Genomic DNA, 14,621 nt, shown 5'->3' on the forward strand with positions numbered 1-14,621 from the left:
GAGAATACTGTTTTTGTGTCTTCGTTACATTTATAGTAATCTGTCCGGAACAATATCCATCATCCCTGACAGGATTACCCGACAATTCTCGCCATCGCCCTTTTTGTGGCAACAAATTCTTCTATAAATTGTTCTTCTTCCTTCTGGACTTCCTTCTCGTATTCCTTGTACTTCTTTTCCTTTAATTTATCTATGGAGGAAGTTTCTTTTTTTGCTTCCACCACCTCGTTGCGCTTGGCTTCTTCCTTCTCCTGGAGCTTCGCCAGTTCTTCATACTTCTTCTTAATCTTAATCCCCAGCGCCTCCAGATAATTCTCATAGGTATGGATATCACAAATCTTCATTCCACTCATCCGGCTATTCCGAAATTCTATCGTACAACGGCGATGCTCCTCCTCCATTGTCTCAATGGTTCGTTCACATTCCCTAACCTTCGCAAGAATCCTGGCATGCTCTGCTTTTAGTCCATCAAGCACCTGCTCCTTATAATTAAGTACAGTATCCAATGAAAAAAAGAACTTCTTCATCGCAATATCTCCTTCATCATCTCTAAGGATTTGTCACTCGGAAAACTCTCGTCTATCTTCTGCATGAGAAAAGCATTGACTCTGTCAATCTTGGAAATAGCCCCGTCAAGCCTGGGATTCGTCCCTGACTTATAGGCTCCAATTGAAATCAAATCTTCATTCTTAGCATATATGCTCAAAATATCTCTCATCTTTGCTGCCGCTTCACGGTGATCCTCTGGTACAATATTCGTCATCAGACGGGAAATACTGGCATTTACATCAATCGCAGGAAAGTGATTTTCATTCGCCAGTTTTCTTGTAAGTACAATGTGTCCGTCCAGAATACCACGGACGGTATCTGCAATCGGTTCGTTGGTGTCGTCACCCTCCACCAACACCGTATAGATACCAGTAATCGAACCCTTCTCGAATTTCCCGCTTCTCTCCAATAGCTTCGGGAACTCTGCATATATGGAAGGGGTATAGCCTCTTGCAACCGGCGGCTCTCCGGTTGCAAGCCCAATCTCACGCTGCGCCATTGCGAAACGGGTAAGAGAATCCATCATCAACAGAACATCCTTCCCCTGATCTTTAAAATACTCTGCAATGGTCGTCGCCACAAGGGGACATTTCATGCGCAGCATTGCGGGCTGATCAGAAGTCGCAACCACAAGTATGCTGCGTTTCATTCCCTCCGGTCCGAGATCCTTTTCTATAAATTCACGAACTTCTCGGCCTCGCTCTCCCACGAGAGCAATCACATTAATATCGGCTTTAACATTTCTCGCAATCATTCCAAGTAATGTACTCTGCCGACGCCACTACCTGCAAAAATACCGATACGTTGCCCCTTCCCAACCGTGTTCAGCCCATCAATCGCTTTCACGCCAAATTCCAACGGGTCCGTAATCGGAGGTCTTGCCAAGGGATTGATATAATTATTCTCTACATAGTAATAACGTGAAGAAGGAAGCGGTCCTAAATCATCCATAGGATTCCCTGTGGCATCTATGATCCTTCCTCTCAAAAATTCACCTACCGGAATCTTCAAACGCTTCCGGGTATTTCTCACAAAACTGCCGGCAGCCACACCATTCAAATTCTCGTATGCCATAAGCTGCATCTTGTCTCCACGGAACCCCACAACCTCCACGGGAATCTGCCTGTGCTTTTCTTCGTTGTAAATCATGGCAATATCCCCGATACTTGCACGGTTTCCGGAAGACTCCATCGCCATTCCAATGACATTCTCTATCTTTCCTATGTAACTGATCGTCTCTGCTTTCTGTATCAGCTCCGGCAATTTTGAAAACATCTCTCTCCTTGATTACACCCTGACATTGTTCAGTATGTCTTTGATGTTCTCTAACTGCGTACCGACGCTAGCGTCAATAATCTCATCGGGCAATTCTATAATACATGTGCCTTCTTCTCCATTATCCATAGTAACAATCTTAATATTCTCAGAAAGTTTGGACAGTTTATCCAAAAATTCCGTATCTACATCCATAGAAACAGCCGTATCACACTTCGTTATATAGATCTTGGCCCACTGTTTTTTCGTGATCTTATCGGTAGCCGCAAGAATCATACGCTTCACGATGTCGCCGCTGGACTGCAGGCTGGTCTGGATCACCTTTTCCGCCACAGTAAGGGAAATCCGTTTCAAATCATCCACATACTGCTCAAGCAGCTTCTCCTTCTCCACCGAAACACTCTGGATTACCTCTGATATATTATTCTGAAGTTCCTGTATCTCGGCGTCTAAAAGCCTGCGCTGTTCGTCATAAGCTTCCCGCGTCCCATCCTGGCGTCCCGTCTCCTGCCCTTCCCGATAGCCCTGATCCCGCAGGTATTCTGCCTGGGAGCGGGCATCATTAATAATCTGCCTGGCCTGAGCCCTCGCTTCCTCCAGAATTTCTTCTACCGAAACAGCATTTTCTTCATCTTCTTCAGCATCGCCCTCTGAGTCTTCATCTTCCTCTTTCGGCTCCTCAATGAGCTTGAAGCCGGCAAAGAAGTCGTACGGCTTAACGTCCTCCTTCTTCTCCGGTTCTTTTACAATCCTAGGCAATGATTTCATCCTTTCCGCTCTTAACAATAATCAATTCTCCGGCTTCTTCCAGTCTCCTGATTACGCCGACAATTCTCTGCTGCGCTTCCTCCACGTCTCTCAGACGTACATTAACCGTAATCTCAAGGTCAGACTGAATACTCTCAGCCATACGTGAAGATACATTGGAAAATACAAGCTCCTTGATCTTCTCGTCGGACCCTTTGAGCGCGTATACGATATCCTTGACATCGCACTCGCGGATAAATCTCTGAATTGATCTGTTGTCCATGGACACAATATCCTCGAATACGAACATCTTCTTCCGAATCGTCTCTGCCAGTTCTTCGTCGTTTTTGCCCAATTCGTCGAAAATGTACTTCTCGTTCGCTCTGTCCATATGATTCATTACATCTGCTATGTAATCAATACCGCCAATGGTGGTAACATCTGTCGTAAGAATGCTGTCAAACCGCTTCTTAAGCGAATCCTCCACGACCTTAATCGCTTCCGGAGACGCGCTCTCCATTCTGGCAATAGCTTCCACAACCTTAATGCGCTTCTCCTTGGGAAGCTCGCTAATAACCATAGACGCCTGATCTGAATCCGCATAGGACAGAACCAATGCAATCGTCTGCGGTCTTTCATGCTGCAAAAATGATATCAAATTCTTTACATTACTCTTACGTATAAATTCAAAGGGCCGTATCTTCAGAGATTTTGACAACTTATCCAGCAGCGATTGTGCTGTGCTTTCCCAAATGCCTTCTCAAGCACTGCTCGCGCATACTCCATACCGCCGTCAGTTACGACCTTCTGGGTCAAGCAGGTCTTATAGAACTCATCCAGAACAAGCTCCATCTCATCAGGGCTGATATGCCCTAACTTTGCCACTTCAATCGTCAGCCTCTCAATATCACTCTCGCTCAGATGCTTATAGATCTTCGACGCTTTATCAGCCCCAAGGGAAACAACGACAGCAGCAGCTTTCTGCTCAGGCGTCAGCTTGCTCTCTTTAACTTCCTTAGTTTCCTTGGTTTCTTTGCTTTCTTTATTCTCCTCCATCTGCAACGCCCCCATTCAGCCAGTTCTTCAATAACTGAGCAGAAATCTCTGCATTCTGTTCCGCGAATTCCCGTACATTCTTCTTGAGTTCCATACTCCTGTCGTTCTGAAGCTGAAGAAGCTCCTCATTCATATCAAGCACAGCCGGAATTTCTTCCACTGTCTCAGCTTCTTCGACCAGCTCCTCAATTTCCTCTTCATCCTGCTTCCGCCTTCTGACTATCAGGATAATAATAACTATAATTAACAGCAAGAGCAGAGCTGCGGCTGCAATAATTGCCCACAACGGTATACTCTCCAGAATTCCGCCAGACGATACTTCTTCAGATTCATCGTCTGCATCGATTCCATCAAACGGCGCGCTCACAATCGCAATCTTCTCTTCCTGGGCGTCTGCCGCGATACCCGCCGCATTTCCCACCAGAGAACGAATCTGATTCTCTCTTAAGCTTCCATATCCATTACCGTTAATCGCAACAGATACCGTAAGGTCCTCCAATTCGCCAGGATCAATCTGCCCTTCCTCTTTCAACTCGTTGACCAAATAATCCCGAACCGCGCTTTCACTGTATGCATTCGTTCCGTCAGCATCCCCATCTGTATTATATTCAGGTGTATCTGCATTTGTCTCAGTCCCCGCAACTCCTCCAGCGCCATCTCCCGTTCCAGCCTGTTCCTCATAAAGCTCCTCATGGCTGATGATTCCCGACTTATCCTCCTCGTTAATCTTATCCGGAGTCGTATAAGTCGTCTGCTGGCGAATTAACCTTTCCATATTCAAACGGGCATGCGCAGTAACACGTACATTCTCCTGCCCATAGATTGGACCAAGTACCTTCATAACACTGGCAGAAATAGAGTTCTCCACCATTCTCGCAAGTTCTTCCGTGGTAGAACTATTGGAGGAATTCCCATTTCCATCTACAGAAACGTCATTTCCATTTCCATCAATAACCGCCACATCTTCAAGCTCCATCCCAGGGATACTTTTGGCCACCAGCCGCTGAATCGCAACGACCTGGTCTTCCGTCGGCGAACCGCCGTCCTGCATAATCGCAACAACCGAAGCGCTGGATTTTTCTTCCTCGTCATTCAAGGCATACTTACTTTCTTCTCCCAATGCAATCGTAACCTTGGCATCCTTCACACCATCAAACAGACGAATGGTAGAGCCGATACGATCCTGCAGTTCGTAGAGCTTGTAGGTCTTCTTATCCGAATCAGTGGTCAACATACTCGCATTATCCTTAAACGTATCATATGTAAATCCATTCTTTGGATATCCTGCCTGAACAAGCGTCGCCTTCGTCTGGTCCACCGTGTCCTCTTTAACCATAATCGTCGATTCGCCATTAAACTTATAATCTATGCCGTCTTCCGTCAATTTCTGCGCAATCTGCTGCATTTCTTCCTGCCCCAGTCCGGAAAACAATTCCGTATACGGCCGGTTATTCAGGATGATCGCAATCGTCACCGCACCACCAATCAACACCACCGCACCGACAATGATCATAATCTTCACTTTTCTGCTTAAATTGCCGACAAATTCTTTAAACTGCTCAAACTTTTCCTTCATTGTCCAAAACTCTCTTACTTTCCGATTCTATGTATCATCGTTATTTTTTACAGTAAAAAATATCCGTCTACCATGTACACATCGTACTATAGACTGATACGCATAATCTCATTATAAGCCTCTAACGCCTTGGTACGCAACGACACCAACATATCCACGGCAAGCTGAGCCTCTGAAGACGCAATTCCAACCGTATGCGGATCTTCAATCTGCCCTGTTGCCAGTTGATACTGCCTCTTTGCCAATGTATCTTCTGTTGACCTTACATTATCAATCGCTTCCTCAAAAATAGATTTAAATGCGGAAATCCCTTCCTGTCCCTTTATTGTGTCCGAGTCCGCAACTCTTGCCTCTCCATTCACATTTCCCAGACCTGATACAGCCGCCATACTCCTCAACGGCTGTAATGGTGTAATGAATCTATCTTCCATATTATATCAACCCTTTCTGCTGCGTTATTCTTATTTACACATCACGACTTTTACCTATTATAAATACATTCTTATAAATATATTTTGTAATGCAGATCTTCATAATACATCAAAGTTCACATATCACTTACTGCGCTTTAATCGCCGTCTGATAACGCTTCACATCGTTAGTCACTGACTGAATCAAATACTGATAATGCAACGTTGTTCTTGCCATCTTAGTATTCTCAACATCTGCATTAACATTGTTCTCATCCACTCTTCCAGAATTATCCCTGCTGTATACCAGACAATCCGCCTCATCAATCGCCTGACGAACCTTCCCATTGTCCTTCGTCTTACTTGCCGCCATCAGACGCTTACGGTAGATATCCTCAAAACTAACAGACTGGCACTTATACCCCGGAGTATTCACATTCGCAATATTCAAATCTATGATCTCCTGCTGCTTCCACAAGAAATCCAAAGATTTGTGTGCCATCGAAATCGTATTTCCAAACATCCTATGTCACTTCCTTTTTTATTAATTGATAACTTTTCCGTTTTAAAGGTTGACATTCTCCAACCACTCTTGTTCATTATAGACTTTATTCTACAAAAAGTCTACACTTTTCGTTAGAAAATAACATTTACTTAGTAAGAAAATCCTGGTAAATTTATCAGGCTTTTTCCAGCAACTTTTACAAAACGTACTCTGTCCATTCATCTCAGAAAGAGAGCGCGTAATCACGCTGGCCCTGTTCATCATCTGAAGCCTCATCATCTCAACAAAATACTGGGCGTTTTCCTGAGACAAGGTATATGTACCGCTTTTCGAGGTATTGTTCTTCACCCCTGCTTCCTCTCCTCTAAGAGCCGTTCCATAAGCAAATGTCTTCTCTGCGCCTGTGTTCACATTCTTTTCCTCTACCGTCTTGCCTGTCGTCAGATTAGAATTCATATATCCCTTAATTCTTTGGATATAGTTTCTCGTCTCCTTAAACGGGGGAACACCTCCATATTTTGCAACGTTCCCGCTACCCGCATTGTATGCAGCCAACGCCAAATCTATGTTACCATTATACTTCTTAAGCTGCTGAGAAATATATTTGGCGCCTCCCATAATATTGCTTCTCGCGTCAAAGGGGTCCTCCACCCCAAGCGACCTCGCCGTAGCAGGCATCAACTGCATAACCCCTGCGCTCCAGCCGAAGATACCGCATTCGCATCGAAGCCAGACTCCGCTTTACCCATAGCTTTCAGCAAATTCAGCGGCACATCATATAAATTCGCCGCTTCTTCAAAAATCGCATCCATACTCGTGCTTCCTGTCTGTATGGAAGATGTATCCTCCACCGCACCGGTATTCTTTACGGAATTCAATCTCATCATCGTATTATATATGTCTGCAAAGCTTTGACTTGCAGAAGACGTCTGCCCCGTATACGTATAAGACGGATCATCTGATATCCCTTGAATCTGGTTCAGAACATTACTCATATACTTGTACCAATTATTATAAATCGTATAATCCATTCCCATTGTCCTTCTCTCCATCCACAATTAAAGGCATAAATTATGTCCTACTCCCAAGTACATTTACATATTATATTGTATAACTTAGCTTAAAACATACTTATACCACTCTATCTTATATTTATACCACGTTTTTTTCGTTTTGAAAAGGTTTTTTAGGCCAACTTTTTTACAATTTATGCTATTATACGCCTTTAGGAAAGCAGAATAAAGTGTAAATGATTAAAAATATATTTAAATTATCATTTTACATCCATCTTTTTCCCTCTTATAAAATTATAAATTTTATAAAACAAATTTACAGATACTGACAAAAATTTACCACAAAATATGACAGGAAACTTTTAAACAGATATTTACTTTTATAGCAAAACGTTATAAAATAGAAAGTGCATATTACTCGTTATTTTATATTTTAACTATTATTATGTACTAGGAGGAATGAAACGTGTTTAGAAACTTAAAAGTGAGGAGCAAGCTGCTTCTCTCATTTGGAATTATGATGGGATTTTACATTGTCTCAATCATTGTAGCCAACTTCGGGCTCGAACGTGTTCTCGAAGGATTAGAGAATTTTTACGACCGTCCTTATCCAATGGTTCGGTATTCTTTGGAGGCTGAGTCTTCCACACGTCAGAATCAGTTAAATATGTTCCGTGCACTGACCACCGAAGATGAGACAAAGAGACAAGAGCTGCTGGGACAGGTCAACGACCTTGCACAAGTCATGAGCAACGCTCTTGATAAACTGACCGAGGTTTACGGCTCAGATGATGCTTTAGTATCCGCAGCTTTGGACGCGGCGTCCAAGTTAAAGACAGCCCGTGAAAAGTCTTTATCTTATCTGGAAGCCCACCAGGGAAATCAGGCGCTTTCTGTATTGAATGGTGAATATGCCGATGCCGGTATTGAATTCCAGGAAGCCATTGACGCAATTATTGAAAGAGCCGAGACAAATGCTGAATTATTCTACGAGGAAGGTCATGACACCAAAAAATTCTGTACAATCCTGTTGGTAGGCGTTGCACTTTTCAGCCTTTTTGTGATTTGTATTCTTGCACTCCGACTGACAAAGAGCCTTACCTCCCCAATCGTAGAGATTGAAAACGCTGTGAAAGAAATGGCAAAAGGTAATATGCATACAAAAGTTACATACGAATCTAACGATGAACTGGGCGGACTCGCTGATAATCTTCGTTCTTTATTAAAGACTTTGTCCGGTTACATTGAGCATATCAGCCAGAGGCTTGGCTCTCTTGCAGATGGTGATTTGTCCGTTGAGATGGATATGGACTACCTTGGAGATTTCCAATCTCTTAAGCGTTCCTGCGGCAAGATTATTGAGTCTCTGAACGATGCCATGAGCCAACTCCATCAGGCATCCGACCAGGTTGCCGAAGGTTCTGAGCAGGTATCCAGCGGCGCTCAGGCGCTTAGCCAAGGCGCAACAGAGCAGGCAAGTTCCGTGGAAGAGTTGGTTGCTACTCTTAACGAATTATCTGACAAGGTCAACAAAACCGCTCACAATGCTCGTGATGTCAACGATCTTATGGGCCTGACTGTGGGCGAGATTGACAACAGTAATAAGATGATGGAATCTATGATGACTGCCATGACCAGAATCAATGAGTGTTCCAGCGAGATCGAAAAGATTATTAAGACGATTGAAGATATTGCATTCCAGACCAATATCCTGGCATTGAACGCTGCTGTAGAGGCTGCACGTGCCGGAGAGGCTGGCAAGGGATTCGCAGTAGTTGCAGATGAAGTAAGAAGCCTTGCTTCCAAGAGCCAGGAGGCTGCAAAGGATACAACTGCACTGATCAGCAATTCTCTTACCGCTGTTTCAGAAGGAAATCAGATTGCATCTGATACACAGGAATCTCTGTTGAAGGTTGTGTCAAGCGCACAGAAGATTTCCGAGAATATGGCTGCTATCACAGAGGCGTCTGATATGCAGGCAGAAGGAATTCAGCAGGTTACACTTGGTATCGACCAGATTTCTTCCGTTATTCAGACGAACTCCGCTACGGCTGAGGAAAGCGCTGCGGCAAGCGAAGAACTTTACAGCCAGTCCAGTCTGCTCAAGAGCTTGGTAGGACGTTTCCGTTTGAAGACTATGGCGGGACCTATGACGCCAGTTGCAGCAAGAACTCCAGATCCTATTTCGGTTTCTGCTCCTGTTTCAATTCCAGATCCTATTCCAGAGCCTATTCCAGAGCCCGTTTCGGAGACAGTGGTAGTACCTGCACCAGTTCCGAAGACTCCGGTAAGCAGCGGGGCTTTTGTGGATGATATGGCGAAATATTAAGAGCTTTGAATTTATAATCAATATTATATTAAAGGGGGACTCCTTCCATTGCAGAAGGAATCCCCTTTATTTTTTACTTTAAAAAGACAGCATACGCCGACGAAAACAAAATAAACCTCATCCTTGTTTCCCCAGTCGTAATATTTCCTGTTTCATCCGCAGAACCTCCAGATCCTCCGGTAAAAGCGGCAATAACTGCTCCATCACCCCATATGCTTCATTCCACTGTTTTACCTCTATCAATCCCCGTAAAACCTGCTTCACCTGTCCTCCAAGCACTGTAAACTCCTCTGGCGCCCTCTTACTCTGGGCTTCCAGTTCTTCCTCCAGATTCCTTAGTAATTGACTTACCGCTCCCGACATTTGCGGATAGATCAATCCCCCTTCTTTCAAAAGAGTAAGGCTATCTTTAAATCGTCCCTCATCTATATGATCTAAAGCCTTTTTCAGAGCCACGGCGAACCGATATCTTGTCGGAAGGGCATAAGTCTCTGGAGCCGCTAAAGCTTCCTCTTTATATACTGCCTGTGCATCAGTCAGCACGCTTTCACAGTAACCCATTAATAAATCTCTTAATCTGGACGCCTCCAACAACTCCCTTGTCAACAACTTCTCCAGGTAGCACTGGTCTAATCTCCTCCTATAAAAGGGAAATCCATCTAATAAAGGCATGAGCTTCGGATAAAACGCTTCCATTTCCGTCCATTTCTTATTCCCTGTTACAGCTTCGGCATATTCGTTCCAAGCCTCCGGCGGCATCTTCTTCAACATGGGCTCCAGCAAAAATTGATTCCGTACGGCAATCTCTATCAATTCCCACTGAAAACCATCCGGACAGTCATCAGCGCACTTCCGCCATAACGCCTTCGCTTCTTCCAAATGTCCCTGGCTCTCAGCATATAGTACTTTCTGGATACGCACATATGGGTTTTCGGTATCCAGACTGGCATACACCCCCAAGATTGCCTCCCTTTTCCCTTGATATTCCTTTTTCCATTCTTCCAACCGAGGATAATGCGGAAAGACTCGTTCCCTCTCCTCCCAGGGAATCCAGGTAAGAAGCTGGCTTGCCATCTGGAAATCCATGGCTTCCAAAGCAAAGAACAATCCGTCCATATACACCGGAACCATTTCCTTCGCGGCCATATCAAACGTGACTTCGGCAGCGTTCTGCAGCATAGCCTTTTCCCTATGCGTCAGAAGATACATAAGCTTCTCATGATAGAGTCTGACATATTTTAGCCCTTTCCTATATTCTCTAAGCTTTCTACATACCGTTACCAGCATTATGCTAAGATGAAGGGCGCCGGCCTCCAGAGTCCGTGGATGCTTAAGGATACGCTCACCTTCCTCCAGGGCAAGCCTTAAATCGTCAGTATAGAAAATCAATAAGGGCAGGTTCACCTGTAACCATAGCTCATAGTTATAGATGCGTTTCTCCCTCCTGGCAAGCCAAAGCCCCTTCCTACAGTATTCAACCGCCGAGTCAAACTCACTCACACTTCTGTATTCCTGGGCAAGCTGCATACAGCATAATGGGGATGTAGGGTTATTTTCATACATTTCTAAAAGCAGCGGCAGGTTACGGCTGGTCCTCGTGTCCTTCTCCTCAAACCGCTCCTTCCTTGCATATCCGTAATGATGGACAAATGCTGACAGATGTTTACATGGTTCTGCAAGAGGAATAAGATTCTCGTGGATTGGAAAAACAAACTCTGTTTCCGGTGTCAGACGACACATTCTGCCTACGCCTCCATCGGAATAACGCTTCCCCTGAAAATCTAAATAATTTCGTGCAACATAAAAGGCAGACTGATACTGCCGATATTCCCCACTCTTAAAAAACTGGATAATTTCTGTTGTATCTTCAAACCACTCATCGTCGTCAATATACAGAAACCATTCTCCCCGCCCTTCCTTCAGCCCTGCATTTCGAGCTTTGGCAAAATCATCACACCAGGTAAATGGAATAATGTGGGATGTATACTGACGTACAAGCTCCAGCGTTTCTTCATTTTTACCGGTAAAGACAACAATCAATTCACTGTCCAGCTCCCTAAGAAGTGGCTTCAAAGAAGCAAGACACTTCCCAAGGGTCTCCATCCGGTCCGATACCAGCATGGAAATTGTAAGCTGTATATTCATAGCTTTCTCCTCCTTATTAATTCCTGTCCTATCCAGATTAATTCCAGTTCTTCGGGCATCAGCGGAAGGACCTGCTTAAGAATCTGGGAAGCCTGTACCGTCTGGCTTGTATCTAGCAGAGCATAAAGTGTGTCCTTCATCTGTCCGGCAAGCTTAAGGAATTCTTCTCCTGCATGCAGGGCAGGGTTATCCATCCTTCGGGCAGCCTGGCGGAATAACTCTGTAATCACCCCGTCATATCCGGCATAATATGGAGCGCCTCTCCCAACAGCCGGACAGCCTCCGGCATCTGCATCTGCTCTAATTTCGCTAACGCTTCCAGGACAGTGGATGCAAAGCGGTATTCATTTGGCAGAGAGGAAATATTTTTCACTTCAAATATTTCGTCATGGTATAAGCCTCTATAAAACTCCATGATACACAGACAGTAAGCTTCTAATGTTTGTATCAGTTCTTCCCAAAGAGGGAAGCCCTTGGATAATTTCTGCCTTAGTCGATGCTTTTTCAGGCATAGACTGTGAAACGGATAATCTTCTTTTAGATTTTCTTCACACGCCTGAATTCGACTGTTTAATGTATAGGGCAATTCCTCAACCACTTTTGCGACAAAAACCCATGTATCCCAATCTGCCTGTTTGGCCAAAAGTGACACACTAATCTGATGACGGATGGCTTCTTTAAGGAGTAACTTCCTTAGATATGCTTCATCTGAATCTGGGTGAGTCATGCAGTGAAGAAGCAACGCACCTCCTTCATCAGTTTTATTATCTTGGAGCAAACACAATGCTTTTTGGAATAGCAGATAAACCGGTAACGCTTCTCCTTCCCTGAGAGAATTCGACGCATCTGAAGGAATGGAAGCATCTGTCCAAAATTTAGAAAACACTTTTCTAAAAGAGGATGTATATATCTCTTTCCAGCGTTCAAACTCCGGATAATAACGGCATAGGATATCCCCTTGTTCCCATGGCAGACGCTTTAAAAAGAAGAAAGCATCTTCCTGTGCATCTAATTTTAATGCACAAGCAACACAATCCACCCGTGCCCCATAGAGGTGGTCTGGAGTTTTAATATAACCTTCGCAAAACTCCCCATAGGTTTGCTGTTCCCAAAGCTTTTTGTTTTCGTCCATTTCTTTCAGAAGCTTTTCAAATTTGTACCCATAACATACTGCCTTTTCTGGTTCTTTTGCCTCTCTGCACAGATGAATAAGCTGCTGATAAAGCACCAAACAAATCAACTCCGTTAGAGCTTCCTGTGTTATGAGGGTTTCGAGTTCTAAAACGGCTGATCTGTTCCCTGGTTTGTTAGAAACAAGGTAGGAAAGATAAGCCTTAAACCACCCTGATGAATACAAGTCCCCCGATTCACGGCAGACGCAAAGCCCTCTTCGGCAGTATTCTTCTGCCGCTTTCCAATCTCCTGCCAGTTCAAGCTCTTTGGAAATCTGTATATAATTTTTTACCTGCTTTGGATGACTCTCAATAGCTTGTAAAAGCAGGGGAATATTTCGGGATGTTTTTTGAATATTTCTATTTTCAGCATCCTTTACATAACCGTAATGATGGACGCAGGTTTGTAAATATTTACAAGGCTCTATACGCGGGACTAATTCTTCATGAATTGCCCCTGAAATCGGCTTTCTGGATATCTTTGCACCATCCGAAAAGCGGAAAAGTCAGAATATTTTGTTCCATTCCAGTTCTCATAATTCCGTTGTATATAATGGGCGCTGTGATAATGCTTATACTCACCGCTTAGGAAGAACTGGCAGATTTCTTCCACATCGTCAAACCACTCATCATCGTCAAGATAGAGGAACCATTCTCCCTGTGCAGCCTTTAAGCCAATATTTCTGGCGGCGGAAAAATCATCACACCATTCAAAGGTTATGACCTGGGGCGTATACTTTTGGGCAATTTCCAGAACCTTTTCGTCTGTTCCGGTAAATACAATAATTAATTCACTTGGAATCTTCACAAGGAGCGGTTTTAAGGAATCCAGGCAGCGTTCCAGGGATTCCCTGCGGTTGGAAGCAAGAAGGGAGATGGTAAGTATAATATCCATAAGAAATATAATCCTCCTGTGGGAAAAAGAAAGCGCCCATCCAATGGACCGGCGCTTTCTGTAATCATTAAATTGAAAATCCGATATAGCGTTACTAAATTACTGTAACAACTGAAGAACTCCCTGTGGAACCTGATTAGCCTGAGCAAGCATAGCCTGAGAAGCCTGAACCAGAATGTTGTTCTTAGTGTAAGCCATCATTTCCTTAGCCATGTCAACGTCACGGATACGAGACTCAGCAGCAGATAAGTTCTCTGTCTGAACACCTAAGTTGTTGATAGTGTGCTCCAGACGGTTCTGTAATGCACCGAAGTCGGAACGCAGAGAGGAAATATCATCAATAGCATCATTGATTGTATCAATAGCCTCTCTGGCAGTATCAGCCTCGCCGATATCAAGCGCATCGATTCCCAGACTATTTGTATCCATTTTTTGAAGCGTAATTGTAATCTGGTTATCAGTCTTAGATGTCTCACCAGCATGGATAGCAACTTCTTTTGTATCTCCGCCAAGGCTTGAGAATAAAGTAGTTCCATTAAAGTTAGCAGTATTACTGATTCGGTCAATCTCATTTCTTAACGCAACAATTTCCTTCTGCATCTCACTACGGTTAGCGCTTGAATAAGTTCCGTTAGCAGACTGAGTAGCCAGCTCAACCATACGATTCAGCATGGAGTGAACCTCTGTCAAAGCGCCTTCAGCCGTCTGTACAAGAGAAACACCGTCTTCGGAGTTCTTCTGAGCTGTCTGCAGACCAGTGATCTGAGCACGCATCTTCTCGGAAATGGCAAGTCCGGCAGCGTCGTCGCCAGCGCGGTTGATTCTGTAACCAGATGATAGCTTCTCCAGGTTCTTTGTTAAAGAAGAATTGTTGTTAGTTAAATTTCTGTGTGAATTTAAAGCTGTAATATTATGTTGGATTCTCATAGTTTTTCCTCCTTGAAATTGG

At 44.0% G+C, this 14,621-nt stretch carries 12 protein-coding genes and 3 pseudogenes; 1 reads left to right on the forward strand and 14 read right to left on the reverse strand.

What is annotated here, in order from left to right:
• Nucleotides 1-74: 74 nt before the first annotated feature.
• From fliJ to GN277_RS32280, 8 genes and pseudogenes are all read right to left on the reverse strand, one after another.
• Nucleotides 75-527 carry a flagellar export protein FliJ gene (fliJ, locus tag GN277_RS00120; protein WP_159748830.1) on the reverse strand — a complete coding sequence of 151 codons (453 nt, stop codon included), beginning with the start codon at nucleotides 525-527 and terminating at the stop codon, nucleotides 75-77.
• A pseudogene (gene fliI, locus GN277_RS31945) lies at nucleotides 524-1,824 on the reverse strand (flagellar protein export ATPase FliI). The gene fliJ and the pseudogene fliI overlap by 4 nt, the downstream one beginning before the upstream one ends.
• Before the next feature lie 12 nt (nucleotides 1,825-1,836).
• Entirely contained in the window at nucleotides 1,837-2,592 is a 756-nt protein-coding gene (locus GN277_RS00130) for a FliH/SctL family protein (protein ID WP_244324528.1), read from the reverse strand.
• A pseudogene (fliG, locus tag GN277_RS00135) lies at nucleotides 2,576-3,627 on the reverse strand (flagellar motor switch protein FliG). Before fliG ends, GN277_RS00130 begins: the two are co-directional and overlap by 17 nt.
• On the reverse strand, nucleotides 3,614-5,203 hold the full coding sequence (fliF, locus tag GN277_RS00140) for a flagellar basal-body MS-ring/collar protein FliF (RefSeq protein ID WP_159748832.1): 1,590 nt from the start codon (nucleotides 5,201-5,203) through the stop codon (nucleotides 3,614-3,616). The pseudogene fliG and the gene fliF overlap by 14 nt, the downstream one beginning before the upstream one ends.
• Before the next feature lie 86 nt (nucleotides 5,204-5,289).
• Entirely contained in the window at nucleotides 5,290-5,634 is a 345-nt protein-coding gene (locus GN277_RS00145) for a flagellar hook-basal body complex protein FliE (RefSeq protein ID WP_159748834.1), read from the reverse strand.
• A gap of 127 nt (nucleotides 5,635-5,761) precedes the next feature.
• Nucleotides 5,762-6,136 carry a flagellar basal body rod protein FlgB gene (gene flgB, locus GN277_RS00150; RefSeq protein WP_159748836.1) on the reverse strand — a complete coding sequence of 125 codons (375 nt, stop codon included), beginning with the start codon at nucleotides 6,134-6,136 and terminating at the stop codon, nucleotides 5,762-5,764.
• Nucleotides 6,137-6,226: 90 nt separating this feature from the next.
• Nucleotides 6,227-7,170 (reverse strand): annotated as a pseudogene (locus GN277_RS32280) (lytic transglycosylase domain-containing protein).
• 427 nt (nucleotides 7,171-7,597) lie between these two features.
• Here GN277_RS32280 and GN277_RS00160 point away from each other — a divergent pair.
• A complete protein-coding gene (locus GN277_RS00160; protein WP_204162681.1) occupies nucleotides 7,598-9,460 on the forward strand; it encodes a methyl-accepting chemotaxis protein in 1,863 nt (620 codons plus the stop codon).
• A gap of 117 nt (nucleotides 9,461-9,577) precedes the next feature.
• Here the strand turns inward: GN277_RS00160 and GN277_RS00165 are convergent, their stop codons facing one another.
• The 6 genes from GN277_RS00165 to GN277_RS00190 form a co-directional block, all read right to left on the reverse strand.
• Nucleotides 9,578-11,605: a glycosyltransferase gene (locus GN277_RS00165; protein WP_159748838.1), complete on the reverse strand. Its 2,028-nt coding sequence runs from the start codon at nucleotides 11,603-11,605 to the stop codon at nucleotides 9,578-9,580.
• A complete protein-coding gene (locus tag GN277_RS00170; protein WP_159748840.1) occupies nucleotides 11,602-11,835 on the reverse strand; it encodes a hypothetical protein in 234 nt (77 codons plus the stop codon). Before GN277_RS00170 ends, GN277_RS00165 begins: the two co-directional genes overlap by 4 nt.
• A complete protein-coding gene (locus GN277_RS00175) occupies nucleotides 11,832-12,836 on the reverse strand; it encodes a hypothetical protein (RefSeq protein ID WP_159748842.1) in 1,005 nt (334 codons plus the stop codon). The genes GN277_RS00170 and GN277_RS00175 overlap by 4 nt, the downstream gene beginning before the upstream one ends.
• A 47-nt stretch (nucleotides 12,837-12,883) precedes the next feature.
• Entirely contained in the window at nucleotides 12,884-13,039 is a 156-nt protein-coding gene (locus tag GN277_RS00180) for a hypothetical protein (RefSeq protein ID WP_159748844.1), read from the reverse strand.
• 174 nt (nucleotides 13,040-13,213) lie between these two features.
• Complete coding sequence (locus tag GN277_RS00185) at nucleotides 13,214-13,672, reverse strand: glycosyltransferase (RefSeq protein ID WP_159748846.1); 459 nt, start codon at nucleotides 13,670-13,672, stop codon at nucleotides 13,214-13,216.
• A gap of 99 nt (nucleotides 13,673-13,771) precedes the next feature.
• The gene (locus GN277_RS00190) at nucleotides 13,772-14,599 is read right to left on the reverse strand and encodes a flagellin N-terminal helical domain-containing protein (protein WP_159748848.1); all 828 of its coding nucleotides are present in this window, start codon (nucleotides 14,597-14,599) and stop codon (nucleotides 13,772-13,774) included.
• Nucleotides 14,600-14,621: the final 22 nt, after the last annotated feature.

The sequence above is a fragment of the Sporofaciens musculi genome, from assembly GCF_009830285.1.
In the GTDB taxonomy this organism is placed as follows: Bacteria; Bacillota; Clostridia; order Lachnospirales; family Lachnospiraceae; genus Sporofaciens; species Sporofaciens musculi.